This is a genomic window from Micromonospora yangpuensis (genome assembly GCF_900091615.1).
Taxonomy (GTDB): Bacteria; Actinomycetota; Actinomycetes; order Mycobacteriales; family Micromonosporaceae; genus Micromonospora; species Micromonospora yangpuensis.
Genome location: NZ_FMIA01000002.1, coordinates 1562421 through 1588062 on the forward strand (window position 1 = coordinate 1562421; position 25642 = coordinate 1588062).

Genomic DNA, 25642 nt, shown 5'->3' on the forward strand with positions numbered 1-25642 from the left:
AGAGGTCAGACGCCGGCTGCCCCGACGGGTGGCCGGCGCCTGATCCGTTGGTCGTGCTCAGCCTCCCCAGACCCGCCAGGTCTGGTTCAACGGGCGGTCGACGCCGCCACCGACTCGAACCCGGTCTCGGCCGGCGGCAGCAGGGTCACCGTGTACGTGTCGGTCTGGTTGGCGTACGGCAGGACCACGCTGGTGGTGCCGTTCGACAGGTCGACCACCCGGTTCGAGACGGTGACCGGCCCCTGCACCGCGCCGCCGCCGTGGTCCGGGATGCGTTGGGTCAGCACCCGTACCTGGTTGTTCCGCACGATGCCGCTGGTGGCGTCCAGGCGTTGCAGGTCGACGGTCAGGTTCCCGGTGGTGTGCCCACCGCCGACCAGGATCCGTGCCTCGCCGGTGGTCTTCGTCGCGTGGGCGTCGTACGACCCGCTGGGGGTCACCGCGACGATCTGACCGGTCTGGCCGGCGTAGTAGCGGTACACCCACCACTCTCCCCGGGGCTGGTGCCGGCCGGCGGAGGTGCGGATCAGCAGGTTGGCGTTGTCGTCGTGCAGGTCGGCCCCGCCGGCCCAGTTCGCCCGCAGCCCGTCGGCACGGGCCCGCTCCAGGCGCGCGATGTACCAGGCCCCGGCGGCCGGGTTCTGTTCGTCGGGCGCGCCGTACTCGTTGATCTGGTACGGCCGCGGGTGGGCGATGCCGCGCGGGTCGAGGGTGGCGTTGGCGGCGGCGACGTCGGCGACCGGGTCACCCGGCAGCGAGTGCCAGCTGACGATGTCCGGCACGGTGTCGGTCGAGCGGACGAAGTCCAGGTACTGGTTCCAGAAGGCGTGCTCAATCGACGGTACGAAGGCACAGCTCGGCCCGACGATGAGTTGGCCGGGCAGTTCGGCGCGCAGGCGTCGGTGGGTGCGCCGCCACAGTTCGAGGTACTGGGCGATCGGGCGGTTCCAGAAGACGGTGATGTTGGGTTCGTTCCAGATGTCCCACTGCACGGTCAGCCCGGCGGACCGGACGTCGTCGACGATGCGGGTCAGGAAGGCGTCGTAGTCGGTCCAGTCGCCGTCGTCGCCGGGGAAGCGGGAGATGCCGGCGCCGTCGGCGCCCCACAGGTCGTGCGCCAGCAGGATGAACCGACCGCCCAGGGCGGCGGTTCGGCGGGCCTGGGCCAGGGTGGAGGCCCAGCGGCGGTCGTAGTTTCCGCCGACCCAGCCGTTGCCGGGCAGTTGCGCTCCGCCGGCGCGCAGGTACCGGAAGTTGACCTCCCGGTAGAAGTGCTCGGCGGGGCCGCTGGCGTTCTCGGTCATGCCGTAGATCCAGCCGGACGCCCGGTAGGTAGGCGTGCCGGTGGTGGTGGCGAAGTTGACGGTGATCGACTCGTCAGCGGCCTGGGTGGGGGGCGGGGTTCGCACCGGGCGGCTCCTTGGTGGGGCGTACGGGCCACGCGCTCCGGAGGCTGCGCCAGCGGATCGATCTGCGGTGGGGCCGGCGGGACTCGAACCCGCACTGGTACGGACCTAAACCGTATGCCTCCTGCCAGTTGGGCTACGGCCCCTCACTCCGCGTCGCGCGCTCCCGCCCCGGCATCGGGTCACCGGGCGTCCGGCGCGACCGCCCCAGTAGACCACACCGGCGGTGCGCCCGGCTGGCCGGCAAGCACCCGCCGGGCGTGGCGGCCGTCGATGCGTGGGATCAGTCCAGGCCGAGGTCTCGGCGGAGCTTGGCCACATGGCCGGTGGCCTTGACGTTGTAGAAGGCGTGCTCGATCTTCCCGTCCGGGTCGATGACGAAGGTGGAGCGGATCACGCCGGTGACCGTACGCCCGTAGGACTGCTTCTCGCCGTACGCGCCGTACGCGGTCAGCACCGCCTTGTCGGCGTCGCCGACCAGCGGGAACGTGATCGCGTCCCGCTCGCGGAACTGGGCCAGCTTGGCGGGCTTGTCGGGGGAGATGCCGACCACCTCGTAGCCGGCGGCCCGCAGCGAGGCGAGTGAGTCGCGGAAGTCGCAGGCCTGCTTGGTGCAGCCGGGGGTCATCGCGGCCGGGTAGGCGTACAGCACCACCCGGCGGCCCCGCAGGTCGCTCAGGGTCAGCGTCTCACCGGTGTCGGTGGGGAGGCTGAACTCGGGTGCGGGGTCACCGGGGGAGAGGCGGTCGGGCGCGGTCATGGCTCGACCCTACCGCCGCCCGGCCGAGGGTGACCGACGCCACCGGCGGTACCCGCTCCCGGGTTGTTGCCAACTATTGGCAACAACGAAGCGGGGAAATACGCTGATGGCCGGTACGGGGGCCGGCCCGTCGACAGCTGGGAGGCCGAGTGGAGACACTCGCGATGCACATTTCCAACGGCATCATCAACGGCCCCGTGGCGGCGGCCTTCGCCGTGCTGGCCCTGGCCGCGTTGACCCTCTGCGTGCTGCGCGGGCGGCGGGACCTGGACGACCGGCTCGCCCCGATGGCCGGGCTGGTGGCGGCCTTCATCTTCGCCGTACAAATGATCAATTTTCCGATCCTCACCGCCGGGGTCAGTGGTCACCTGATGGGCGGGGCGCTCGCCGCCATGCTGGTCGGGCCCTGGGTGGGTGCCCTCTGCGTGGCGGTGGTGCTCGTCGTCCAGGCCCTCGTCTTCGGCGACGGCGGGGTGGCCATGCTCGGGCTCAACATCACCAACATCGCGCTGATCGGCACCGCGGCGGCGTACCTGCTGATCGCGCCACTGCTGCGGCTGCTGCCGCGCAACCCGACCGGCCTGGGCATCACCGCCTTCGTCTCCGCCCTGGTCAGCGTGGTCGTCGCGGCCCTGGGCTTCGTCGGGCAGTACTGGCTGGGCGGCACCACCGACCTCGGCGGCAACCTCACCGGCCTGGCCGGCACGATGGTCGGGGTGCACCTGCTGATCGGCATCGGCGAGGGCCTGATCACCGCGACCACGGTGGTCACCGTCGCGAAGGTCCGACCCGACCTGGTGTACGCGCTGCGCCGGCTGCGGCCGCACGCGACCGCCGCCCCGAGCGTCACCGGAGGCGTACGGTGAACCGCCGCCTCTGGGCCTTCGTCGGCGGCGGCCTGCTGGTCGCGCTCCTGCTGGCCGGCGTGGTGAGCAACCTCGCCTCGGCACACCCGGACGGGCTGGACTCGTCGCTGCGCGAGGGCTGCACCTTCGACGCCGACGACACCGTCACCGGCGGCAGCTGCCCGGCCCAGCAGGAGAAGGAACACGAGGTCGGCGGGCCACTTGCCGACTACGGCATCGCCGGGATCGACAACGACCTGCTCTCCACCGGCCTGTCCGGGGTGCTCGGGGTGCTGCTCACCTTCGCCGTCGGCGGCGGCGCGTTCTGGCTGCTGCGCCACCGCGATCCGGCGGGACCGGATGCCAGCCGCCGCGATCCGGCGGGACCGGATGCCAGCCGCCGCGATCCGGCGGTACCGGATGCCAGCCGCCGCGATCCGGTCGGACCGGACGGGAGCTGAGCGGTGGGGGCCGGGCACGCGCACGTGTTGTACCGCGACGTCGACTCGCCCGTGCACCGGCTCCCGCCCGAGGTCAAGATCGCCGCGATGCTGGTCTGCACGCTCGCCGTGGTGGCCACCCCCCGGGAGGCGTTCTGGGCCTTCGGCGGGTACGCCCTGCTGGTCGCGGTGGTGGCGGCGCTGGCCCGGACCGGTCCCGGCTGGCTGCTCAGCCGGGCGGTGATCGAGGTGCCGTTCGTGCTGTTCGCCTTCGCGTTGCCGTTCCTCGGCGCCGGCGAACGGACCCACGTGCTGGGGGTGGGCCTGTCCACCGAGGGCCTGTACGGCGGGTGGAACATCCTCGCCAAGGGCACCCTCGGCGTACTGCTGTCGTTGCTGTTGGCGGCGACCACGACGACCCGGGACCTGATCGTCGGCCTGGACCGGCTGCGCTGCCCGCAGATCCTCACCCAGATCGCCACCTTCATGCTGCGCTACCTGGACGTGCTGGTCGGCGAGGCCCGGCGGATGCGGGTGGCCCGGCTGTCCCGGGGCGACGACCCACGGTTCCTCTGGCAGCTGCGCGGCCTCGCCGCCGGGATCGGCACGTTGTTCCTGCGCGCCTTCGAACGCGGCGAGCGGGTCTACCTGGCGATGCTCTCGCGCGGCTACACCGGCCGGATGCCGGCGGTGTGGGGTGCGGGCGGCGCGACCGCCGGGCAGTGGCTGGTCGGGGCCACCGTCCCGGCCGTGGCGACCACCCTGGCCACCGTCGCCGTCGTGCTCACCTGACTGCTGGCATGATCGGGGCCGTGCAGCCCGACGTGCCCTCCCTCGACGTGCGTGGACTCCGGTACGCGTACCCGGACGGGCACGTCGCCCTGCACGGGGTGGACCTGACGGTGCCGCGCGGCGCCCGGGTGGCGCTGCTGGGCCCCAACGGTGCCGGCAAGACGACCCTGGTGCTGCACCTGAACGGCATCCTCACCGCCACCGGCGGCACGGTCACCGTCGGCGGGCTGACCGTCGGACCGGACCGGGCCACCCTCGCCGAGATCCGCCGCCGGGTGGGCATCGTCTTCCAGGACCCCGACGACCAGCTCTTCCTGCCCACCGTGGCCGAGGACGTGGCGTTCGGGCCGGCCAACCTGGGGCTGCGCGGCGCGGAGCTGGCCGCCCGGGTCGACGAGGCGCTGGCCGCGGTGGGCATGACCGGGCACCGGGACCGTGCCCCGCACCACCTGTCGTTCGGGCAGCGCCGCCGGGTGGCGGTGGCCACCGTGCTCGCCATGCGCCCGGAGATCCTCGTCCTCGACGAGCCCTCGTCGAACCTCGACCCGGCCGCCCGCCGGGAGCTGGCGGCGATCCTGCGCGACCTGCCGGTGACCGTCCTGATGGTCACCCACGACCTGCCCTACGCCTGGGAGCTGTGCGAACGCGCCGTGGTCCTGGACGCCGGCCGGATCGTCGCCGACGCCGACACCGCGGAACTGCTCGCCGACGCGGAGCTGCTGGCCCGGCACCGGCTGGAACTGCCCTTCGGCTTCGGCCCGCTGGGCGTCACCCGCCGGCCCTGACCGCCGCCGGCTCACCCCCGACGGTCCCGGCGTCACCGACGGTCCCGGCCTCGGCGGCGGTGTCTGCCGCGCCTTCGGCCCGGCCTTCGGCGGTGTCGGCCGCGCCCTCGGCGGCCCGGCCGGACCCGGCTTCGGCCGCCGCCGCAGCGGCCGCGGCGGCGGTGCGCAGGCGGAGGATGCCGGCGGCGGCGGCCCCGGCCCCGGCGGCGAGCAGCAGCGCGGTCAGGATCCGGGCGGACTGGGCGGGCCACGGCACCGGCACCACCGAGCGGGTGAAGACCGCCGCGTTGCCGATCCCGGCGAAGAGCGCCAGGCAGGTGCCGGCCAGGGCCAGGGTGAAGTCGGCAGCCGGCCGGCGGGCCAGCGCGTACCCGCCGGCGACGAGCGCGCCCAGCCCGGTCAGCAACGGCCAGATCTGACCGCTGAGCAACCCGACCAGCACCCCGCCGACGCCCTCGGCGCCGGCGTCGACCTCCCGGCCGATGATGAGCACGCCGGCGGCCAGCCCACCGGCGGCGAGCAGGCCGCCGATCCCGGCCAGCGCCCGCGCGCCGGCCCGGGTACCGGCCGGCACCAGGCCCAGCGCGCCCACCGCGAGCAGGCCCACCGTCACCCCCACCCACCACGGGTACGGATCCGGCGGCGGGACCCAGTCCAGGGTGCCCCGCAGCTCGGCCGGCTCGGTGCCGTCGCGCAGCGGGATCACCCAGTCGCGTACCCGGTGCACCCGGTCGGGGGCGGCGCGCACCTGCGCCGGTGGCTCCGCCTCCCGCCACAGCGCGCGCCGGTCGTGCCAGCGTACGGTCGGCTCCTCGGCGATCCGCCGCCACTGCGGGGCGGCCTGCGGGTCCGCCTCCGCCGGCAGCACCGTGCCACCGGCGATGGTCCGGTTCAGGTACGTCGCCGGGGAGTGCACGTTCTCGAAGGCCCCGTCCGGCCCCACCCGCAGGTACGGCTCACCGGAGTAGCCGATCACCTCGACCGGCCGGTCGCTGCGGTTGGTCAGCTCCAGCCGGGCCCCCGCCTCGATCGCCCGTACGCTCACCCCGTCGCGGGCCGGGGCGACGCCGGTGATCCCGGTGCGGTAGTCGGTGCCGGCCGGGGCGTCCGCGCCGTGCGCGACGGCCGGCGCGGCGGTGCCGAGGACCGTGCCGAGCACCCCGGCGACCACCAACGCGGTACGCGCCAGCCGCCGGTACCGGACCGCGGGCCCGGTGCGGCTCATCGGCTGGCCGCCTCGACGGCCGCCTTGATCCCGTTCGGGGTGCGGTCGGTGACCGTCTCGCCGTCGACCACCACGGTCGGCGTACCGGTGATGCCGGCCCGGCTGGCCTCCTCGGTGACGTGCTCGGTCCACCTGGTGAAGGTGCCCTCCCGCTGGCAGGAGGCGAAGCCGTCCCGGTCCAGCCCCGCCTGCACGGCGAGGTCGGTCAGCTGGTCGTCGCTCAGCCCGGCCCCGCCCTCGGGGGGCTGCTGGTCGAAGAGCTGCTTGGCGTACTCCCGGTACCGGCCGCCCTCGGCGGCGCAGCCGGCGGCGGCCGACGAGCGGGTGGAGTACTCGGTGGTGGAGTACCGGTTGAGGTAGGCCACCGGGTGGTACACCACCCGGGCCAGGCCCTGGCTGACCAGCTCCTCCAGGGTCGGGCCGGTGGCCTGCTCGAACTGCTTGCAGACCGGGCAGAGGAAGTCCTCGTACACGTCGATGGTGACCGGGCCGGTGCCCGAGACGATGCCGGTGCCGGCCTCGTTCGAGCCGGTGGGGGCGGTGACCTGGCCGGCGCGCTGGCTGGACCAGACGCTCCAACCGATCAGTCCGGCGACGACCAGCACCGACACCGCGGCCACCGAGGTCCACAGGGTCCGTTTGCGGCGCCGTTCCCGGGCCAGTTGCTCCCGGACCACCCGGGCCGCGTCCCGGCGGCCCTTGCGACTACTCATCGTCGTCCTCCACGGTGGGTGCGCCGCCCAGCGCGGCGTCGACGGAGAGCGGGGTACGCGGCCGCCACAGCAGGAACCCGGCCAGCGCCAGGAAACCCAGGTCGCGCAGGATCTCCGGTAGGTAGCTGGGGGTCTGCCCGGCGGCCAGCTCCCCGCCGGTGCCGAAGCAGCCGCAGTCGATGGCCAGGCCCCGGCTCCAGGCCGAGGCGATCCCGGCGACGAAGACCACCAGCAGCGCCGCGGAGACCCCGGCGGCCAGTCGGGTGGCCAACCCCACCAGCAGCAGTACGCCCAACGCCAACTCGACGAAGGGCAGCGCCGCACCGATCGCCGCCGCCACCTCGTACGGCATGAGCTGGTATGCGTTGACCGCCCGGCCGGAGGCGGCCAGGTCACCGACCTTGCTGGCCCCGGCGTACAGCCAGACGGCGGCCAGGCCGAGCCGGACGGCGACGCCGAGCCACGGGCCCACGGCGTGCCACCGGCCCCTGGTGCTGGTCGCTGCGGTCACAGTCATCGGTCGTCCTGTCCCTGCCGGAAGTTCCCCGGCTCAGCCGGCGAGCGCGTCACCGACGGCCTCGACCAGCTCGTTGCGGGCGCGGGCCACCCGGGAGCGGATCGTGCCCACCGGCACCCCCTCCACCGTGGCCGCCTCGGCGTACGACAGGCCGAGCACCTGGGTGAGCACGAACGCCCCGCGCCGCTGCGCCGGCAACCGGCTCAGCAGGTCGGCCGCGCCGAGCAGCCCGGCCGGGTCGGGATGCGGGTCGTCGGTGTGCGCGTGCGCGAGGAGCCGGTCGTCGAGCCGCCGCCGCCGGACCACGGTGCGCAGGTGGTCGGCGCAGGTACGGCGGGCGATCCCGAGCAGCCAGGTCCGCGCGCTGGACCGCCCGGCGAACGACGGCAGCGCCCGCAGCGCCCGCAGGTAGGTCTCCTGGGTCAGGTCGTCGGCGCTGTCCGGGTGCACCAGGGCGGCGGTGAACCGCCACACCTCGGCCTGGGTGAGCCGGATGAAGGTGGCCTGGGCGGTGGGGTCACCGTCGCGGGCGGCCAGCGCCCACCGGGTGGCCGCCTCCCGGTCGTCAGGCGAGGCCGGAGCGCCGAGGTCGTCGGCTGCTCCGGCGGCGGGTTCACGCGGCGCGGGGATCACGAAGAACCAGCGTACGCGGCACGACGGGGCCGGACAGGGTCCTTCGGCCCGCGAATTTCCGAACCGGCCGGAACTTTTCCGCCGCGCCGCCCGACTAACTCCCTATGAGGTGCGACGACCGGTGCCCGGCGGGCCGATGGCGAGCCGGGCTCGCCATTTGCGGCCCTGGTCGGCGAGCATGGCTGGCATGACTGCTGTCGATCGTCGCCGGCTGCCGGCCCCCACCCGTCGCCACCGGGCCCCCCGGCTGACCGCCGCCCGCCGCTGGGCCGCCCGGTTCTCCGCCGGGCTGGGCCTGCTGGTCGTCCTCGTCGCGCTGCTGGTCGCCCCGGCCGGCCCGGCCAGCGCCCACGCGGTGCTGGTCAGCAGCAGCCCGGCGGCCTCCGCCGTGGTCCCGACCGCTCCCGTCGAGGTGGTGCTCACCTTCAGCGAGCCGGTCCGCAAGGTCACCGACAAGATCAGGGTGATCGCGCCGGACGGCTCCCGGGCCGACCGGGGCGAGCCCCGCTTCGAGGGCGGCGTGGTGACCGTTCCGGTTGCCCAGGACGCCGGGCAGGGCACCTACCTGCTCAGCTACCGGGTGATCTCGGCCGACAGCCACCCGGTCTCCGGAGCGTTCACCTACTCCGTCGGGGCACCGTCCACGCCACCGTCCGACGCCGGGGCGGACAGCCGGGCCGACCCGGTGGTGGACACCGCCGTGAAGGTCTCCCGCTACCTCGGGTACACCGGCCTGCTGCTGCTGGTGGGTGCCGCCCTGGTGCTCGCCGCGCTCTGGCCGGCCCGGCTGTCCCGGGTCGGTCCCGCCCGGCTGGCCTGGACCGGGTTGGGGCTGCTGGCCTTCGCCACGGTGGGTGCGATCCTGCTGCAGGTGCCGTACACCGCTGGCGGCGGCCTGTTCGACGTCTCCGGTGAGGGGCTGAGCAGCGTCCTGGCCAGCCCGTTCGGCACCACCCACCTGGTCCGGCTCGGGCTGCTCGCGGCGGCGGCGTTCCTGCTCCGGCCGCTGCTGGCCGGTCAGGCCGGCCGCACCGACGTGATCATCGTGGCGGTGCTGGGCGCGGCCACGCTGTTCACCTGGCCGCTCTCCGGCCACTCGGCGGCCTCGCCCGCGCCGGCCGTCTCGGTCACCGTCGACGCGGTGCACCTGGGCAGCATGGCGGTCTGGCTGGGCGGCCTGGTGATGCTCGCCGTCTTCCTGCTGCGCCGCGCCGACGAGCGGGAACTCGGCGCGATCCTGCCCATCTGGTCCCGGTGGGCGGCGCTGGCGGTGGCGGCCCTGCTGCTCGCCGGCACGGTGCAGGCGCTGATCGAGGTGGGCACCGTCGAGGCCCTGCTGACCACCACCTACGGGCAACTGGTGATCGCCAAGGTGGTGCTCTTCACACTGGTGATCGCGGTGGCCGCGTACTCCCGGCAGTTGGTCCGGCGGCAGATCGCCGCCCAGCAGCCGACCCGGGTGCGCCGGGCGATCGTCGCCGAACTGGTGGTGACCGCCGTGGTGCTGGGCGTCACCGCGGTGCTGGTGCAGACCCCGCCGGCGCGCACGGCGGCGACCGACGGCGTCGGCGCCGAGCAGGGCTACTTCAACACCACGCTGACCAGCTCGATCTACTCGTTGCAGGTCGAGCTCTTCCCGGCCCGGCGGGGCAGCAACACCGTGCACCTGTACGCCTACACCCCGGACAACCAGCCGCTGCCGGTCGAGGAGTGGCGGTTGACCGCCGCGCTGCCGTCGGCCGGGATCGAGCCGATCCAGTTCCCGTTGCTGCCGTTGACCGACAACCACGCCACCAGTGAGGTCAACCTCCCCGCCGCCGGGGACTGGCAGTTCAGCTTCACCCTGCGTACCACCGAGATCGACCAGGCCACGGTGACCGCCGCCGTGACAGTCAAGTAGGGCCCCGGCCCGCCCGACAGAGGAAGGTTCCACCCATCATGATCCGTTTTCGGCGCACCGCCACCGGCGCCGGGCTCACGCTCGGTGCCGCCGTCGCCGTACTGTTCGGCTTCACCGGACCGGCCGCGGCGCACGTCACGGTCAACCCGCAGGAGGCCACCCAGGGCGGGTACGGCCGGTTCGCGTTCCGGGTACCGAACGAGAGCGACTCCGCCTCCACCAGCAAGGTGGAGGTGACCATGCCGGAGAACGCGCCGGTCGGCTCGGTGGTGACGATGCCGGTGCCGGGCTGGACGGTGGCGGTCGAGCGCCGCACGGTCGACCCGCCGGTCCAGGTGCACGGCAGCGAGCTCACCGAGGTGGTGTCCAAGCTGACCTGGACGGCCGCTGCCGGTGGTGGGGTCAAGCCGGGCGAGTTCCAGGAGTTCCCGGTCACGATGGGGCCGCTGCCCGAGGTCGACACGATGGTCTTCAAGTCGCTGCAGACCTACTCCAACGGTGACGTCTCACGCTGGATCGAGGAGCCGGTCCCCGGCGGCGAGGAGCCGCAGGACCCGGCGCCGGTGCTGACCCTGACCGCCGCGAACGCCGCCCCGTCGGCCGCCCCCGCCGCTCAGAACAGCGACGACGACGATGACGACGACGACCGCGCCGAGGGCGTGGGGCTGGCGACCGGGCTGGGCGGCGTCGGGCTCCTCGCCGGGCTGGGCGGACTGGTGCTCGGCGGGCTGGCGTTCGCGCGTACCCGCCGGGAGACCAGCCCCGCGACGGCGACCGTTCCGGCGGCCGGTGCCGCGCCTGCCGGGGGCACCCCCGCGCCTTCGGCGGAGACCCCGAAGGACTGACCCCGCACCCCCCGGTGGCCCTCGGGTGGCTCTTTGGTGGCCTTTGGTGGCTGCCCTCCGGTGGCCCTCCGGTTACGACGGTGGCCCTCCGTGCTGCCGACACGGAGGGCCACCGGCACCGGGGGATCGGTGCGTCTCACTTGTGGTAGTAAACGCCATCTAGACGGCGAAGAGGGTCAGTTGGCACTTCTGTCCATTTGGTGCGATTTTTCGACTGTCCGGGTGGGTAGCGCCACCAGTAGCAGGAGACAGAGCAGCACGTAGGTGTTGCGGACCACGAAGTCGACCGGATCGTCGGTCCGTACCGGCGACACCCCCCAGTCCTGGAACGTCACCACCCCGTAGACGATCACCAGCGACACCCCGCCGGCCAGCGCGAACCACAGCCGCCGGCGGCCCGTGCCCGGCCCGGCGCGCAACGCCGCGTCCACCAGCACCACCACCGCCGGCACGAACCAGTAGATGTGGTGGGTCCAGGTGATCGGGCTGATCAGGGCGGCGACCAGCCCGGTCAGGGTCAGCCCGGCCAGGTGGTCGCCCGCGCCGGCCGCCCGCGCCGCCCGCCACAGCCCGTACCCGGCGACCAGGGCGACCAGCAGCAGCCAGCCGAGCTGACTCGGACGCTCCGGCGCGGTCAGCCGGCTCAACAACCCGAACAGCGACTGGTTACCTGTGTAGTCGGTGCGCCCGACCCGCTCGGTAGACCACAGCTCGTGCGTCCAGAACCGCCACGAGTCACCCGGCGCGACCGCCGCCGCCAGCAGGGTCGCCCCGGCCGCCGTCGCACTGGCCACCGCCGCCGCCCGCCACCGCCGGGTGGCCAGCAGGTACACGATGAAGATGCCCGGGAAGAGCTTGAGCGCCGTCGCCAGCCCGACGCCGACCCCGGCCCACCGCGACCCCCGGGGTACGGCGAAGAGCAGGTCGGCCAGGATCAGCACGACCAGCAGCATGTTGATCTGACCGAAGGTGATCGTCTCGCGGGTGCTCTCCACGGCCAGCACCAGCAGCACCGCCACCACCACGGTGAACACCCGGGGCAGCCCGTGCCGGTCGACCAACGGCAGCACCAGCCACCGGGTCGTCACCACCACCCCGACCACGGTCAGCACCGTGAAGACCAGCTCCGTCGCCCCCAGCGGGATCAGCGTGAACGGACGCAGCAGCAGGGCGGCGAAGGGCGGGTACGTGAAGTACAACTCACCCTGCACCCGGTCCGGCTGGACGTAGTCGTACAACGGTTGGCCGGAGGCCCACCACCGCATCGCCCGCAGGTAGATCTTCAGGTCGAAGAAGTCGTGCACCCGGCCCGGCAGGTACAGCGCGGGCACCACGGCGGCCAGGGCGAGCACCGCGACGATCCGACGGACCCGACGACTGCGGGCGTCCTCCTCGTCGGCGGCGGACGGCGCGGCGGGTTCGGCTGGCACGCAGAAACCCTAGCGGTCTGAGCTGGCCACGGTGAGCAGGCACGAGCGGGATGTGACGAGGTGGCCCGACGTCCCGACGGCCGTCCCGCCGTCCCGGCGGTTGGGTGTCCGGCCTTGCCGGCGTCCGGCGCCTGGGTCCGCTCTGCGGTTGTCCGGGCGGTTCTCGGTCCGGGCCTGCCGGCGGTTGGGTGTCCGGCCTTCGGCGTGCCGGCGGTTGGGTGTCCGGCCTTCTGGCGTCCGAGCGCGCTGCATCCGGCGTGGGCGGCATCTCGGCGATCTGCGTCCGCCCGCGCGTCGGTCCGCCGGGCGTGCCGAGGTGACCGGGCGGGTCGAGGTGACCGGGCGGGTCGAGGTGACCGGGCGGACGGTGGTGGGCTGCGCGTAGTCTGTTGCCCGTGGCTGACCTCCTCGTCTGGATCGACTGTGAGATGACCGGGCTCGACCTCGGCAGGGACAAGCTGATCGAGGTCGCCGCACTGGTCACGGACCCCGACCTGAACGTGCTCGGTGACGGCGTCGACGTGGTGGTGCACGCCGACGAGGAGGCCCTGGCCGGCATGCCGGAGGTCGTCCGGACGATGCACGCCAAGTCCGGGCTCACCGAGGAGGTCCGGCGCTCGACGGTCAGCCTCGCCGAGGCCGAGGAGATGGTCCTCGACTACGTCTCCCGGCACGTCAAGGACCCGCGTACCGCGCCGCTCTGCGGCAACTCGATCGCCACCGACCGGGGCTTCATCACCCGGGACATGCCCCGCCTCGACGCGCACCTGCACTACCGCATGATCGACGTCTCCTCGATCAAGGAACTGTGCCGGCGCTGGTACCCCCGGGTGTACTTCGGCCAGCCGCAGAAGGGCCTCGCCCACCGGGCGCTCGCCGACATCCGGGAGAGCATCCGCGAGCTGGAGTACTACCGCCGGACGATCTTCGTCCCGCTGCCCGGACCGGACATCGACACCGCCAAGTCGATCGCCGCCTCGTTGTAGCGCCAGCCCCTGGCCGGGTTCGCCGGGTCCGTGGTCGTCGGGTCCGTGGTCGCCGGGTCCGGGTTCGCCGGGTCCGTGGTCGTCGGGTTCGTGGTCGTCGGGTTCGTCGCCGTATCGGGTCCGTGGTCGTCGTGGGTGAGGGCGCGGAAGTGGGCCGAACCCGGTGGACGCCGGCGGTGGGGGTGTGGCTATTATTAGTGCGCTCCGCCCCGGTGGGCGGGTGAACGTGGTGGCTGTAGCTCAGTTGGCAGAGCACCGGGTTGTGGTCCCGGTTGTCGTGGGTTCAATTCCCATCAGTCACCCTTGAGTAATGCCAGTTCAGGGCCGGTCTTCACCGGCCCTGACGGCGTTTCTGGGGGCGTCCTGGGGGCACTCCACCCGCCCCGCTTTTCGCTCGGGCCACGCAGCACCCCACCCCACCCCACCCCACCCCACGTCGCCTAGCCGCGGAGCGGCGGGCAGGCGACCACTTCCTGGATGTGGTGGTCTCGGAGTGGGTTCGAGGGGACAACATCCTGGATCCTGTGGAACATCCGTGACGGCGGTTCCCGTTGCCGGTGCGCAGGTGTCACACGCGGTGCCTCGCCGGGGGAGCGCGAACGGGTAGCGGTCCGCCGGGCCGTGCCGGGCCGCACGGCGCAACGCAGGCGCGGGCGGGCGCGACCGGTACAAGTGTCCCGGTACACCCGGCCGTCGCCCGCCTCCGCTCGCCGGTGAGAGGGGTGCCCCGCTCGACCGAAAGCGTTAACAGGGGGCCCTTCCTTACTCCTGGGGGAGGGCGCTGCCCTTGACGTACTCGTCCCAGCTCAGGTTCCAGTCGGTCCAGCCGTTGCCGTTCTGCAGCTTGCGCTCGGTGCCCTTGACCGTGATCGGGTCACCGACCTTGGTGTTCTTGAACAGCCAGGCCCCGTTGGCCATCGACACGTTCACGCAGCCGTGCGAGACGTTGACGCTGCCCTGCTGCCCCTCCGACCAGGGGGCGGCGTGGATGAACTCGCCACCCCAGGTCAACCGCTGGGCATAGTCGATCTTCGTGCGGTACCCGTCCTCGGGGCCCAGCTCGTCGAAGGTGTCGAAGACCGTCTTGCGCAGCTTCTCCATCACCACCATCGTGCCGCTGGACGACGGGGTGCTCTTCTTGCCCAGGCTGACCGGGATGGTCTTGATCACCTCGCCGTCGCGGGTCACCGTCATCTTCTTGGCCTTGTTGTCCACGGTCATCAGCAACTTCGGGCCGACCTTGATGTCCACGGTGAGGTCCGCCCGGCCGTACCAGCCGTCGCCCATCGGCAGGCCGCCGGCCTGCACCCGGTACGACACCGTGCTGCCCGGCTGCCAGAACTCCTTCGGGCGGTACCGCACCTCGGTCGGGCTCACCCAGTGCCAGACGCCCTCCTGCGCCGGCTCGGAGCGGACCGTCATCCGCCGCTGCACGTCGTCGCGGTAGTCCTCGGGAATGTCCCGGCCGAACTTCACGATCAGCGGCATGCCCACACCGACCACCTGGTCGTCACCGAGGAAACTCGTCACCCGGACCTGCTTGTCCGGCTTGGCCATGGTGGTGAAGGTGCTGGTCGCCGTCGCCGGCCGACCGTCGTCACCGGTAGCGGTCACCGTCGCGGTGTACGTCTGGCCGTACTCCAGCGCACCGGCCGGCAGCCAGGTCGTACCCTCGGCGTCGAGCTTGCCCTCGACGGCCTTGCCGGCGGCGTCGGTCAGCTCGACGGTGGTCTCGGTGGCCTGCTCGGTGCTGAAGCTGATCGCGGTCGCCGCCGGTACGTCCTTCGCGTCGGCCTTCGGCTCGCTGATCGTGGCCGACGCCTTCGGCGGGTTCTCGCTGGCCTCCGGCGCACCGGCGTTGCCGCTGCCGCCGCCGTTGTCGGTGCCGCCGCCGCTGGTGCAGGCCCCGGTCAGCGCGAGTATCGCGGCGAGCGCGCCCGCCGCGAACACGCGGCGTCGCCCACCGCGTCGGGTGCCGGCGTACCGGATCGACTGGTCCTGGCTGAGTCGCATGCTTCCCTCACTGTCCTAGGCCCCCACGGCCATCGTCTCTCACCGACGCGGCGGAGCCGACATCCGTTCCCGAGGGTGAAGAGGAACACCTCAGCGCCATTATGCCCGGTTGCGGAGTGGAACTCCCGTTCCTGAATCGCGCTCGGCTCGACCGGTCCGACCTTCGTCGGCCGGGGCCGGGGCCGGGCCGGGGCCGACCGTCCACAACGGCAGTGACCTCCGCCGGACGCCGGGTGGGGCGCGCGACGGAGGTCACCGATGCGGTACGTCACACCGCCGGACCGGCACCCTCCTCCGGTACCGGCAGCGCGCTGCCCTTCTTGAACTCCGCCCAGTCCAGGTTCCAGGCGGTCCAGCCGTTGCCGGCGGCCAGCTTGCGCTCGGTCCCGGCGATGGTGATCGGGTCACCGACCCGGGTCCGCTCGAAGAGCCACTTGGCGTTCTCGGTGGAGACGTTCACGCAGCCGTGCGAGACGTTGCGCTGCCCCTGGTGCTGCACCGACCACGGGGCGGCGTGGATGTACTCGCCACCCCAGGTGATCCGCTGGGCGAATTCGATGTCGGTGACGTACCGGTTCTCCGGGTTCGGGTCGTCGGTGGTGTCGAAGACCGTGGCCGCCTGCTTCTCCATCACCACCATCGTGCCGCTGGACGAGGGGGTGCTCTTCTTCCCCAGGCTCACCGGCATCGTCTTGACCACCTGACCGTTCTCGTACACGGTCATCTTCTTGCTGGCGTTGTCCACCTTCATCTCGAAGGACCGCCCGATCTTCGCGGTGGCCTTCCGGTCGACGTTGCCGTACCGGCCGTTGCTCAGCGGGATGCCGGCCAGCGCGATCCTGACCTCGATCGTGGTCTCCGGCTTCCAGTACTCCGGCGCCCGGTAGTACGCCTGGGTGCCGTTGGAGACCCAGTGCCAGGCCCCCGGCTGCGGCGGATCGGTCTTGACGAACATCCGCTTCTGCACCGCCGCCCGGTCCTTCTTCGGGATCCCCGGGTGGAACTCGGCGACCACCGGCATTGCCACCCCGTACGACTTGTCGTCGAAGAGGTACAACCCGCTGGTGATCATCGACGAGGGCTTGGCCATCGTGGTGAAACTGCTGGTCCCCTCGTGCCGCTCACCACCCGGCCCGGTCCCGACGACCGTGGCGGTGTACTTGGCGCCGTACTTCAGCGGCGCGGCCGGCACCCACGACGAACCGTCGGTACGCAGTGAACCCTTCACCTGGTCGCCGCCGGCGGTGGTCAGGCTGACCTCGGTCAGCTTCCCGCCCTCCGGCAGCTTGCCGCTGATCTCGGTGCTGACCGGCCGGTCCTTCGCCTTGTCGGCGGGGCTGACCGTCAGGTCCACCACGCTTGCCGGGTCGACCGGACCGCCGGAGACCCCACCCACCGAGCTGCTGGGTGCCGGCGTCGGCCCCTGGACGAACTCCGCCTGCTTTCCACCGTCGCTGCCGCACCCGGCCAGTGCCACCGACGCCGTCAACACGAGGACGCCCACCCTCGCCCCGGTCCGCGCGAACATGCCCATTCCCACCTCTGTTCTCACGTCCTGGCGGATGTACTCACGTTTCGCGGACATCGTGCCGCATCGGGGCGACAAGCTCGCCCCTGGTCCCAGCGAAGTGAGGGGTTTGGCGTGTAATGTCCGGTAAGCTCGGCCGAAGGGGGGAGGCGGGGATCGGATTGGAACCCGCCTCACGGGCCGTGCTAAGGTTCTCCCCGTTGCCGACGAGCGCCGCTAGCTCAACTGGCAGAGCAGCGGACTCTTAATCCGCGGGTTCGGGGTTCGAGTCCCTGGCGGCGCACCATCGAAAAGGCTCTGACCTGGGGTTTCACCCTGGGTTGGAGCCTTTTCGTGTTTCTGCCGGTGGTGCGGTGTCTCGGTGGGTGCTCGGGAGCCGTTGGACCGTTGCGGCTTCCGGTGGACTGGTGGCGTGTCGGTGGAGAGATGGATCAACTGCCTGACGCGTCGGCGGGTGCGGCGGCTTGCCAGGTACCTCGTTGTGCGCCTAGAACCGCAACCGGGTACTTTTCGCTACGGTTAGTGATTCCCGGGCGCGGATAGGGGCAAGTCGTGCGTCAGATCGTACGTAGGTCGGTGCGGGCCGTTCTTCTGGATGAGGACGACCGTCTCGTGCTGATCAAGCGGATCAAGCCCGGCCAGGCGCCGTACTGGACAACGCCGGGCGGCGGCCTGGAGTCGACGGATGTCTCCCTGGAGGCCGCGCTTCGCCGCGAGTTGCACGAGGAGCTCGGTGCCGAGGCGGACCGGTTCGCCCAGGTGTTCCTGTTCACCGCCTCCGCTGGTGAGGGCGTTTCTGTCCAGCACTTCTTCGCCTGTCGGCTACGTCAGCTGAACGAGGACGCCCGGACCGGGGAGGAGTTCGCTGATCCGTCGCGTGGCGGCTACCAGCTCGACAGGGTGGCGATCGACAAGCTGGCTGCGGTGGATCTCAAGCCGGATGCGCTGAAGGAGTTCATCATCTCCAACGAGGAGGCTCTGCTTTCGGTGTAGGGCAGGCTGACCAGACCATCGCCGGTCCGAGTCTGAAGTCCCGGGCTGCCTGGAAAGTGTCTTGCGGGCTGCGGGCACCGTTCAGGTTTGCGGCTACGGCACCGATGAAGACGCGGTGCGACACGATGAGGACCACGCCCCGCTGGGCGGCCTGGTGGGTGCGCGATACGGCTTCCCACACGCGTTGTCGTAGCGCGGTGAGGCTCTCCCCACCATGGAGAGCTGAATCCGGATCACGAAGGCGTTCGCTGCGCCACGCTTGGTACTCGCTCGGGTAGTCGTCGGGGCTCAGGCCGAGGACGCAGTCGGGTGCGCGCCACTCCGCGTAGAGCGGATCTGGCGGCGCGATCGGCACATCAAGGATCTCGGCCAGAATGCCGGCAGTCATCGTCGCCCGCAGAAGAGTGCTGGTGAGGATCATGTTCGGCTTGGCGTTCCGGTCGAGCAGCCAGCGGGCTGTGCTGACGACCTCGGCGATCCCACGCGTCGTCAGCGGCGTGCCGGGACGGGCGTGGGCGCGGGGGCGGCAGAGGCCGTCGAGGCAGGTGCCGTGCCGCATCCAGAGAACCTGGCCGTTCACGACAGGTGCCAGCCGCCGTCGACGTTGAGCGCCTGTCCGGTGATGAATCCCGCTGTGGGGGAGAGCAGGAAGGCGACGACGGAGGCCACATCGGCAGGCTGGCCACGGCGCTTGATGCACTGCCGGTCGAGTTGGCGTTGCACCATGGCGGCGTGGTCGTCGACGACGGTGTGTTCGGCGGGGACCTCGATCGAACCCGGGCGCACCGTGTTGACGGTGATGTTGTTCGGGCCGAGTTCACGGGCCAGGGCCCGGACGAGGCCTTCGAGCCCGTTCTTGGCCGCGATGTAGCCGGCCAGGTCGATGCGGCCGAGTTGGGTCAGGATCGAGGAGACGGCCACGATGCGGCCGCGGCCGTTCGCGATCAGGGCGGGCGTGACGGCGCGGATGCACGCGGCGTGGGTGACCAGGTTGAGTTCGAGTTGACTGCGGAACGTGTCCAGGTCCAGTTCGTGCCAGGGGATTCGGGGGTATGCGCCAGCGTTGGTGACCACGGCAACCAGTTGGTCGGCGTGGGCGTCGACCGTGGATTGGAACAGCGACTGTGTCGTGGACCGTGTCAGGTCGCCGATGACGGTGCTGGTGAGTGCGCCGCGCTGGTGGGCCGCCTCGACGACCGCCCCGAGGTCGTCATCGTCGTGGCGGTGGGCCAGGACCAGGTCGAAGTCGGCGGCGAGACGGGCGGCGATCGCGGCTCCGATGCCGCCGCCGGCCCCGGTCACGATCGCCACATCACGATTCATGGACTGTCCTCCCAGGTGTCGTGGTGAGTCCCAGCAGCTGGGCCAGGTCGGCTTCGGGCGCGTAGAGGTCTGCGAGCAAGCCGATCGACAACGCGGCGTCCGACGGTTCCATCTGGTGCAGCGGGTAGACGGCCAGCAGACGCATGGCGAGGTACGGCCGTAGCCACGTGAGCAGGTCGGTGCCGACGCTGGTGGCGAGTGGTCGGGCGAGCTGACCGAGGTAGCGGGCGACGGTGTATTGGCGCGCTGCCGAGGGCCGGTGCTGGTAGTCGATCGCGATCGTGCGGTCCGACAGCCTCGCCAGTCGGACCTGTGGTTTGACGGCGTCGGTGATTGCCCGCCGGTGGTCGGCGAAGGCTCCGGGGTTGTAGCGCGGCACGAGCCATGCGGCGTGTAGCCGTTGGTACCAGAGGAAGCAGGCGATCTCCCCCGCGAGGGAGTTGAGGCCGGCGGTGTCGTAGTCGAACCAGACGGGTCGGTTCTGGTCGTCCAGGCCGATGTTGACGTCGGTGGGATCGCCCTGGGTCGTCGCTGCCCATGTCTGCTGGTCCGGGTGCAGGGCGGTGCGGAGACCGGTGACCAGTGCGTCGAAGTCGAGTCGTCGAGGCTGTCCGTTGATGACGAGGGTCGTCTCGTGTAGGTCGCTGCAGCGGATGGCGGACCTGTCGGGCATCGTCAGCAGGTTGGGGTTGTGGCCGTAGTACAGGTCGATCCGGCCGCCGGGTTGGGCACGGTCGCGATAGAGCTTGCCGATGGTCTGGGAGGCGGGCAGATGACGCATCGTGGTGCCGATGATGTGCTGGTAGCGGTTGAGGATGGCGTCGAGCCCGTGGTCGAGGTTGGCGCGGGCACCGACGTCGCCGGCCGTGATGGCGTCCAGGAGCAGGCCGGTGTCGGGCTGGTCGGGCCGGTGTCGGTCGTACACGGTCAGGGTCCAACGGCCGACGCGGTGGTACGCGTGTAGGGCGGGGAGCGGATAGTGGTGCTGGATCCGCCGGTACCCGGCGATCTCGGCGGCAGCCTCGGCAGGATTCGGGTTGGCCTTGACGAATAGTCGGCGTGCGCCGACATCGAGATGGAAGGTGTGGTTCGCGGTGAACCGCCGGTGGCGGGCGACGCGGATCACGAGTCCCACCAGCCAACGCACCGGCCGGCGAAACGCGCGATCAGTTCGGCCGGTACGGCTCGCAGGTCGCTGGCGGTGGACCAGACGGTGTCGTCGTAGCCGTCCCGGACGGGGCACGCGTCGGCGATGGACATGAGCTGTGAGAACGGCGTCGCCACCGCGTGGTGACGGGTTGAGCCGGTAATCCACTTGGTGTGTGCGTGCCGCCCGTACAGGCCGACGACGGTAGGCCCGGTGCCGTCCGGTCTTTCGGTGAGGGCGGCGAGGTGGGTCAGGCCGGTGTCGTTGCCGACGACCAGTTCGGCGGTAGCGAACAGATCGACGCAGTCCACGGCCGTCGGACCGTGGAAGACCTCGATCTGCGCGACGGACGGTGGTGCCGCTCGGTCCGGCGCGGCGATCAGGCCGAACCGCCAGGGCGCGTCAGGCCGGTGAGCAGTGAGGCAGCGCGCGATTGCCGCGAAGTTCTCGATGCCGTAGTCCTTGCGCTCTGGCCGGCTGGTGGTGGACACGAAGAGGACGTGGTAGGGCGTAGGTGTGGGCTCCGTGGCGCGGAACCGCGGGCACGGGTCGCTGTCAGCAGGCAGCCGTACCCCGAGGGTCTGCTCGATGTCGAGGTAGTAGCGCATCGGCAGCGTGGCGTGCACCTGGAGGACGTTGGCGTCGACGATGTCGAGCCTCGTCGGCGGGATCTCGGGAACGGCTTCGAAGGTGCGCGGTGTCGGGCTTTCGGTGCCGATCGAGTGTTGGCCGTTCGCGGAGGTGACGGTGAGTGGCAGGGCGCATCGGGCGAGGAGATCCGCGCGGGGTCCGACGTATGCCGGCTGCGGGTACCGGTCGCGGGTGGCCTCGTGGAGAGCCTGCGCCAGGGCGAGACCCAGCAGTACGTCGCCGAGCCCTCGTGCGCCGAGGTCGAGCTGCCAGCCGCTTTCGTGCACCGCGTCGAGGGCGGCCTTCGGTGGTGGCAGCTCTCCCGCGGCCCGCCGGTACGGCAGGAGTCGGCCAAGCGGGGCCCGATTGCGCCGGACGAGCGTCGGTCCGCCCCGCCAACAGGTCGGGCTGTCGGTGTCGGTCAGAGCGTGGTCAGTACGCACAGCGGGACCTCGTGTCGTTCGAGCAGCTCCCGCCCGTCTCCGGTCGTGTCCTCGACCAGACAGAGCACGCCTGTGACGTCGGCTCCGGCACTGCGGAGCGCGGTGACGAGGTTGGTGAGGGTGAGCCCGGTCGTGATCTCGTCGTCCACGATGAGGACGCGCTGACCCTTGAAGCGGCCGTAGGCGAACACCTCCAGGCGGCGGGCGTGAGGTTCGTGGAAGACGAGCTTCTCCGGCAGGTCGAGGTTGATCTTCCAGGCGATGCGGTAGTGGCTGCCGCTCGCCCACGAGACCGCGAGCGTGGGGATGATGCCGCCAGCGTCCAGGCCGAGCAGCACGTCGTGCGGCCGGTAGGCGGGATGCTCGCACCAAAGCCGCCAGAGGTTGTCACCGGCGGCCATCACCCGATCCGGCGCGGTGTCACTGCGGACACCGTCGAGTTCGTGAACGATCCTGACCGGGCGGGTGGTGTCGCCGACTCCGAGTCGGGCTACTCGGTCGGCGGTGATCGCCTTACGTGCGGTGGCCGTCATTGGCTTCCGTCGTCCTTCCATGGTCGCGGGTGTGGCCGAGGGTCTCGTCGTAGGCCAGCAGGTCGCTGGCGGCGCTGCGGATTCGTTCCGTGAGTTCGTTGTCCGAGCGCCAGTCGGCGTGGCTGACGTCGGTGACCGAGGGAAGGTCGACGCGGGCGGAGGGATGTCGGCCGGCGAAGGCCTGGCGGACTTCGTCGCTGGCGTCGATGTCGATGCCGTCCGCTCGGAGCATGATCTTCATGGCGAGGACGACGTGCTTGTAGAGCGCCCTGACATCGGTGTCGGGTCGGGCGGCCAGCCGCCGCAGCGTCATGACGACCAGCGGTAGGTCACCGCGGGCAGCGCACTCGTCGGCGGTCCGGTCGAGGACATGGAGTACGAGACCGGGTCGGCGATACAGCACTCCCCGGCCGTCGTGCGCGATCTGCCGCAGCGCGTAGAGCAGGCGTGGTGGCAGCCTGCCGGTGCGCGCCTCGTTGGTGGTGAACGCCGACAGCGCGATCTTCGCCCCGTCCGGGCCGGTGGGTGGGAGCGATCGGTTGGCGAGCCAACGCACCGGAAGGGTGTCCCGGACGACGAGGACATCCACGTCGCTCCAGCCCGGCTGCCAGTTTCCATAGGCCAGGCTTCCGGTGACTGCGACCAGTGCCGTCTCGTCGTCGACCAACTCGGCGGCGTAGGCGGCGAGGAAAGGTCGCAGGGACGCCGGCACCGGTGTCTCACGTTGTGGCGGGTGTCGGTCGCCGGAAGTGCGGTGAACCAGCTCGGCGACCGCTCGTTTCAGGGCGAGGAGGCTGCCCGTGTTGTCGACGACGGAGTCGGCGATCGCCGCGATGCGCTCGGCGCCCCGGTTCTGCTTCGTCGCGTCCCGAGACGCTAGCGAATCGGGTGATTCTTTGCCACGGGCCAGACGCACTGCCGGCGGCGCATCGAGATAGATGATCTGGCAGCGATCTCCCCAGATCTGCCGTACATGCCTGGTTGCTTCGAAGCGATGCGCGCTTTCGACGCTGATCCGGTGGGAGCCGGGATTGAGCGCGGCTAAGCGGAGGATCTCCTCGGACAGCATCCGTGCCTCGGTCAGCTCATCCCACGCCTGGTACGGGTCGGTCACGCCGGCCCGGTCGGCCGCAAGGCGGAGCAGATATCCGATCTTCAGCCGCGTGACGGCGTGCTCGGTACGGAGTAACTCCCCGACGGTGCTCTTTCCGCTCTCGGACATGCCGGCGAGGACCCAGAGCCGGTCGACGCGATCCGGAGCCAGCAGTGTGACGGGCACGCCGAAGCGGGTGACGGCCTCGCGAACCTCACGCTGAACATCGAGCAGTGGCCGATCACCACGCACGATCAACCGGTGGTAGTCCCCTCGGTGGATTTGGAGTTCGATGGCTTCGGCCAGTTGGCGCTGGTAGGCGGCGTACTGATCGGATGCGGGAGCCCGGTCCCGGGCCAACGCCTGCCGCGCCTCGGCAGAAGGATCAGGATCGTGCCGCAGCAGGATGTGGAGTTCGCGTCTGTCGACGGGGAGGTATCGGAGCGCTCGGGCTTCTACCTCGGCAAGGGCCTCACCGATCGGCGTTCCGTCCTTCACCGCGGCCGTCGCCGCGCAGGTGGCGACGAGCATCGGGTAGCCCCGGTCCTCCAACGCCAACCTGCCGCCTCCCTGGCACCGGGCGGCGAAGGAACGGAACACGAGATCGACGTGCTCGTCAGTGGTGCTGTCGACGAACCACCATCGGCTGAAGTCGTCCCGTGACACCTTCGCCCACTGCGGGTCCCACCGGTCGATGGTCCCGGTCAGGGTGATCCCCGGTGTCGCCGAGGCCAGCCACTGTGCATTCGTGGACTTGCCGACGTTGTCCGCACCGTTGAGCGTCACCGCGACGTTCATCGGCGCTCGCCGTAGCTCTTGAGGGCACGCCAACGAGGAATCCGTCGGCAACCCTCGCGAGCATCTCGCACAAGATCGTCGTACGCACGCGCCAGCTCCCGAAACTGCCGCAAAGCCGCATCGGCCTGGCTGGCGCTCCGTTCTTGCGCCTCGTGGTCGATCAGGCGTTGGCACCGCACCCAGGCAATAGCCAACCGGTCGATGACCGAGCCGATCGTCTCGGTGTGCAGCGGTCCGGTGCCCGGATCGTCGAGCACGCGGTCGACCCACGTGTCGATCTCCGTGACCAGGTCCACCCGAACGCGGTTCAGCAGGTCGATGGACCGCTTCGCGGCGGCTACGACATGGTCATCAGCGTTCGGATCCCGAGAGATCATCTCAGCTGACCACTGGTCGCCGTGGTGCACGGCAAGTCGCCCGGCAGCCCGCAACGGGACCCGCCATGAAGACATCGGGCAGGCGGAGTCGTCCCGGAACGAGTCGATGAGCAGACCAGAGGCCGGGAGGACGTTCTGCCTGCCGAGCTGGCCTGCAGGGTTGGCCGAGTTGGTTACAGCATCAAGGGGCACGATGAAGCCTCCAATTGCCTCGTTCGGCATGCCGTGAAGCGAATCGATAGCGATAGCTGTATGGGGCAATGCGCGTTGTCGCCACGCCGACCACCACGAGCCCGACACGGCGGTGTGGCGGGCACCGCACAACTCGGGACGGGATGCACCGGGCGTGCGTCGGGGCAACCGCAGCGACCGGAAGAAGGCGGCCGTAGCCCGCTCGCGCGCGGGACACGGACTCAGTACGTCGCAGGCCAAGCATCGGCCGTTGGCGCAGGACACGACGTGTCTTGCCAGAACGGGCCTGCGCCTCCTCGATCCGCTCGCCGCCGAGATACGTAGCCATGACTCCCCGCTTCTCTGTCTGATCGGCGCGGCGGCGGCGAGCGGGTCACGCGAGCTGGCTCCAGCCGACACCGATCGCCGCCGCCGTTACCAAGGACCCAACGTCCTGGCCGCTGCGGCACCAACCGGCCACATCCCTCGATAGAGAATTCGGTCGATCGCCATGTCGGGCCGCTGCCGAGGCCCGTAGACGGTGAAGTAGCGCAGCGCGACGGCACTGAGTGGGCTGTCAGCTCGTCGGGCGTAGGCGAGACACAGCTGTTCCGCGGCCAGCTTGCTTACCCCGTAGGGGGAGACCGGGCAGGTGGGGTCTTCGTCGCGGCTGGGCCGGTCGGCCGGACCGGAGACGCTCGACGACGAGGCGACGACCCGCCGGCGCACCCCCTGGCGGGTGCAAGCCTCTAGCAACCGGTGTGTGCCGAGCACGTTGGTCTGGGTGTAGTCGAGAGACTCGCGACTCCACGACGGCCGTACACCCGGCCGCGCGGCGAGATGGAAGACGGTGTCGCAGCCAGCCACCAGATCGTCCAACTGGTCGACGGCCAGGTCCAGGCAGTACGGCGTGAACAGGGGGCTGCCGACCGCCTCGGCCAGGTTCTCGTCCGCGAGGGCGTGCTCACCGACCCGCCGCCGATCCAGGCCGACAACCCTGACTCCTCTGCCCAGTAGCGCGTCGACCAGGTGCGAGCCGATGAAGCCGGCCGCTCCGGTGACCAAGACACGAGACATCATCGCTGCTCCTCCCTTCCCGGGCTCTGCTCGAAGAGCCGATGCCAGACGTGCGTGTACAGGGGTGGGTCTACCTGGGAAAGCGTGGTCTGATCGATCACCGGCAGGGCGCCCGGTCGTTCGGAACTTGTCGAACCGGTGGCTGTCGTAGCGGCGTTACGGGAGACGTAGACCGTCATCGCGGTCCCGCTTCCGACCCGCCCATGCCGCGCCGTGATCGCCGAGGACATGCGCCAGGT

General features: G+C 71.2%; 26 protein-coding genes and 3 tRNA genes. 10 read left to right on the forward strand and 19 right to left on the reverse strand.

Going from position 1 to position 25642, the window contains the following annotated elements; genetic code table 11:
- Nucleotides 1-86 precede the first annotated feature (86 nt).
- The 3 genes from GA0070617_RS07300 to bcp form a co-directional block, all read right to left on the reverse strand.
- Nucleotides 87-1409, reverse strand: coding sequence for a beta-xylosidase (locus GA0070617_RS07300; RefSeq protein ID WP_229688110.1), 1323 nt, complete (start codon nt 1407-1409; stop codon nt 87-89).
- A gap of 68 nt (nt 1410-1477) precedes the next feature.
- Nucleotides 1478-1552 (reverse strand) — tRNA-Leu (locus GA0070617_RS07305).
- Between the two features lie 137 nt (nt 1553-1689).
- The gene (gene bcp, locus GA0070617_RS07310; RefSeq protein WP_091435172.1) at nt 1690-2166 is read right to left on the reverse strand and encodes a thioredoxin-dependent thiol peroxidase; all 477 of its coding nucleotides are present in this window, start codon (nt 2164-2166) and stop codon (nt 1690-1692) included.
- A gap of 149 nt (nt 2167-2315) precedes the next feature.
- Between bcp and GA0070617_RS07315 the strand changes: the two genes are divergently transcribed.
- From GA0070617_RS07315 to GA0070617_RS07330, 4 genes are read left to right on the forward strand one after another with little or no spacing between them, the layout of a single operon-like run.
- The gene (locus tag GA0070617_RS07315; protein ID WP_091435174.1) at nt 2316-3032 is read left to right on the forward strand and encodes an energy-coupling factor ABC transporter permease; all 717 of its coding nucleotides are present in this window, start codon (nt 2316-2318) and stop codon (nt 3030-3032) included.
- Nucleotides 3029-3472 (forward strand): PDGLE domain-containing protein, encoded by a 444-nt coding sequence (locus GA0070617_RS07320; protein ID WP_091435176.1) that lies wholly within the window; start codon nt 3029-3031, stop codon nt 3470-3472. The genes GA0070617_RS07315 and GA0070617_RS07320 overlap by 4 nt, the downstream gene beginning before the upstream one ends.
- Nucleotides 3473-3475: 3 nt before the next feature.
- The gene (gene cbiQ / locus GA0070617_RS07325; protein ID WP_091435178.1) at nt 3476-4243 is read left to right on the forward strand and encodes a cobalt ECF transporter T component CbiQ; all 768 of its coding nucleotides are present in this window, start codon (nt 3476-3478) and stop codon (nt 4241-4243) included.
- An 8-nt stretch (nt 4244-4251) separates the two neighbouring features.
- Nucleotides 4252-5028, forward strand: coding sequence for an energy-coupling factor ABC transporter ATP-binding protein (locus GA0070617_RS07330; protein WP_091435180.1), 777 nt, complete (start codon nt 4252-4254; stop codon nt 5026-5028).
- Here the strand turns inward: GA0070617_RS07330 and GA0070617_RS07335 are convergent.
- From GA0070617_RS07335 to GA0070617_RS07350, 4 genes are read right to left on the reverse strand one after another with little or no spacing between them, the layout of a single operon-like run.
- On the reverse strand, nt 5012-6253 hold the full coding sequence (locus GA0070617_RS07335) for a hypothetical protein (RefSeq protein ID WP_229688109.1): 1242 nt from the start codon (nt 6251-6253) through the stop codon (nt 5012-5014). The two genes, GA0070617_RS07330 and GA0070617_RS07335, sit on opposite strands and share 17 nt — an antisense overlap.
- Nucleotides 6250-6966: a DsbA family protein gene (locus GA0070617_RS07340; protein ID WP_091435182.1), complete on the reverse strand. Its 717-nt coding sequence runs from the start codon at nt 6964-6966 to the stop codon at nt 6250-6252. Before GA0070617_RS07340 ends, GA0070617_RS07335 begins: the two co-directional genes overlap by 4 nt.
- Nucleotides 6959-7483, reverse strand: a complete 525-nt coding sequence (locus GA0070617_RS07345; RefSeq protein WP_091435184.1) for a MauE/DoxX family redox-associated membrane protein — start codon at nt 7481-7483, stop codon at nt 6959-6961. The genes GA0070617_RS07340 and GA0070617_RS07345 overlap by 8 nt, the downstream gene beginning before the upstream one ends.
- A 33-nt stretch (nt 7484-7516) precedes the next feature.
- A complete protein-coding gene (locus tag GA0070617_RS07350) occupies nt 7517-8116 on the reverse strand; it encodes a sigma-70 family RNA polymerase sigma factor (protein WP_091435186.1) in 600 nt (199 codons plus the stop codon).
- 187 nt (nt 8117-8303) lie between these two features.
- Between GA0070617_RS07350 and GA0070617_RS07355 the strand changes: the two genes are divergently transcribed.
- Together GA0070617_RS07355 and GA0070617_RS07360 are read left to right on the forward strand one after the other, a co-directional pair.
- Nucleotides 8304-10016: a copper resistance CopC/CopD family protein gene (locus GA0070617_RS07355; RefSeq protein ID WP_091435189.1), complete on the forward strand. Its 1713-nt coding sequence runs from the start codon at nt 8304-8306 to the stop codon at nt 10014-10016.
- Nucleotides 10017-10054: 38 nt separating this feature from the next.
- The gene (locus GA0070617_RS07360) at nt 10055-10861 is read left to right on the forward strand and encodes a YcnI family copper-binding membrane protein (RefSeq protein WP_091435191.1); all 807 of its coding nucleotides are present in this window, start codon (nt 10055-10057) and stop codon (nt 10859-10861) included.
- Nucleotides 10862-11037: 176 nt separating this feature from the next.
- On the opposite strand, the gene GA0070617_RS07365 is transcribed toward GA0070617_RS07360, so the two are convergent.
- Nucleotides 11038-12291: a glycosyltransferase 87 family protein gene (locus GA0070617_RS07365; protein ID WP_091435193.1), complete on the reverse strand. Its 1254-nt coding sequence runs from the start codon at nt 12289-12291 to the stop codon at nt 11038-11040.
- A 389-nt stretch (nt 12292-12680) separates the two neighbouring features.
- Between GA0070617_RS07365 and orn the strand changes: the two genes are divergently transcribed.
- Together orn and GA0070617_RS07375 are read left to right on the forward strand one after the other, a co-directional pair.
- A complete protein-coding gene (gene orn, locus GA0070617_RS07370) occupies nt 12681-13277 on the forward strand; it encodes an oligoribonuclease (protein WP_091435196.1) in 597 nt (198 codons plus the stop codon).
- Nucleotides 13278-13506: 229 nt separating this feature from the next.
- Nucleotides 13507-13579 (forward strand) — tRNA-His (locus tag GA0070617_RS07375).
- 460 nt (nt 13580-14039) lie between these two features.
- Here the strand turns inward: GA0070617_RS07375 and GA0070617_RS07380 are convergent.
- Together GA0070617_RS07380 and GA0070617_RS07385 are read right to left on the reverse strand one after the other, a co-directional pair.
- Nucleotides 14040-15290 (reverse strand): L,D-transpeptidase, encoded by a 1251-nt coding sequence (locus GA0070617_RS07380; protein WP_091435199.1) that lies wholly within the window; start codon nt 15288-15290, stop codon nt 14040-14042.
- Between the two features lie 268 nt (nt 15291-15558).
- Entirely contained in the window at nt 15559-16824 is a 1266-nt protein-coding gene (locus GA0070617_RS07385; RefSeq protein WP_091435202.1) for a L,D-transpeptidase, read from the reverse strand.
- A 204-nt stretch (nt 16825-17028) separates the two neighbouring features.
- Between GA0070617_RS07385 and GA0070617_RS07390 the strand changes: the two genes are divergently transcribed.
- Both GA0070617_RS07390 and GA0070617_RS07395 read left to right on the forward strand, forming a co-directional pair.
- Nucleotides 17029-17104: transfer RNA gene (locus GA0070617_RS07390), tRNA-Lys, on the forward strand.
- A 266-nt stretch (nt 17105-17370) separates the two neighbouring features.
- The gene (locus GA0070617_RS07395) at nt 17371-17811 is read left to right on the forward strand and encodes an NUDIX hydrolase (RefSeq protein ID WP_091435205.1); all 441 of its coding nucleotides are present in this window, start codon (nt 17371-17373) and stop codon (nt 17809-17811) included.
- Here GA0070617_RS07395 and GA0070617_RS07400 read toward each other — a convergent pair.
- The 9 genes from GA0070617_RS07400 to amcA all read right to left on the reverse strand — a co-directional run bounded on the left by GA0070617_RS07400 (nt 17777) and on the right by amcA (nt 25633).
- Nucleotides 17777-18370: a histidine phosphatase family protein gene (locus tag GA0070617_RS07400; RefSeq protein WP_139135601.1), complete on the reverse strand. Its 594-nt coding sequence runs from the start codon at nt 18368-18370 to the stop codon at nt 17777-17779. The genes GA0070617_RS07395 and GA0070617_RS07400 overlap by 35 nt on opposite strands.
- A 17-nt stretch (nt 18371-18387) precedes the next feature.
- On the reverse strand, nt 18388-19134 hold the full coding sequence (locus GA0070617_RS07405; RefSeq protein WP_091435209.1) for an SDR family NAD(P)-dependent oxidoreductase: 747 nt from the start codon (nt 19132-19134) through the stop codon (nt 18388-18390).
- Nucleotides 19124-20260, reverse strand: a complete 1137-nt coding sequence (locus tag GA0070617_RS07410; protein ID WP_139135602.1) for a hypothetical protein — start codon at nt 20258-20260, stop codon at nt 19124-19126. Before GA0070617_RS07410 ends, GA0070617_RS07405 begins: the two co-directional genes overlap by 11 nt.
- The gene (locus tag GA0070617_RS07415) at nt 20257-21354 is read right to left on the reverse strand and encodes a glycosyltransferase family 9 protein (RefSeq protein WP_229688108.1); all 1098 of its coding nucleotides are present in this window, start codon (nt 21352-21354) and stop codon (nt 20257-20259) included. Before GA0070617_RS07415 ends, GA0070617_RS07410 begins: the two co-directional genes overlap by 4 nt.
- Entirely contained in the window at nt 21333-21887 is a 555-nt protein-coding gene (locus tag GA0070617_RS07420) for a phosphoribosyltransferase (protein ID WP_077936271.1), read from the reverse strand. The genes GA0070617_RS07415 and GA0070617_RS07420 overlap by 22 nt, the downstream gene beginning before the upstream one ends.
- A complete protein-coding gene (locus GA0070617_RS07425) occupies nt 21868-23778 on the reverse strand; it encodes a nucleotidyltransferase domain-containing protein (RefSeq protein ID WP_091435214.1) in 1911 nt (636 codons plus the stop codon). The genes GA0070617_RS07420 and GA0070617_RS07425 overlap by 20 nt, the downstream gene beginning before the upstream one ends.
- On the reverse strand, nt 23775-24377 hold the full coding sequence (locus GA0070617_RS07430) for a DUF4254 domain-containing protein (RefSeq protein WP_091446052.1): 603 nt from the start codon (nt 24375-24377) through the stop codon (nt 23775-23777). Before GA0070617_RS07430 ends, GA0070617_RS07425 begins: the two co-directional genes overlap by 4 nt.
- A gap of 384 nt (nt 24378-24761) precedes the next feature.
- Nucleotides 24762-25406, reverse strand: coding sequence for an NAD-dependent epimerase/dehydratase family protein (locus GA0070617_RS07440; protein WP_229688107.1), 645 nt, complete (start codon nt 25404-25406; stop codon nt 24762-24764).
- The gene (amcA, locus tag GA0070617_RS32335; RefSeq protein WP_425312154.1) at nt 25403-25633 is read right to left on the reverse strand and encodes a multiple cyclophane-containing RiPP AmcA; all 231 of its coding nucleotides are present in this window, start codon (nt 25631-25633) and stop codon (nt 25403-25405) included. Before amcA ends, GA0070617_RS07440 begins: the two co-directional genes overlap by 4 nt.
- Nucleotides 25634-25642 lie beyond the last annotated feature (9 nt).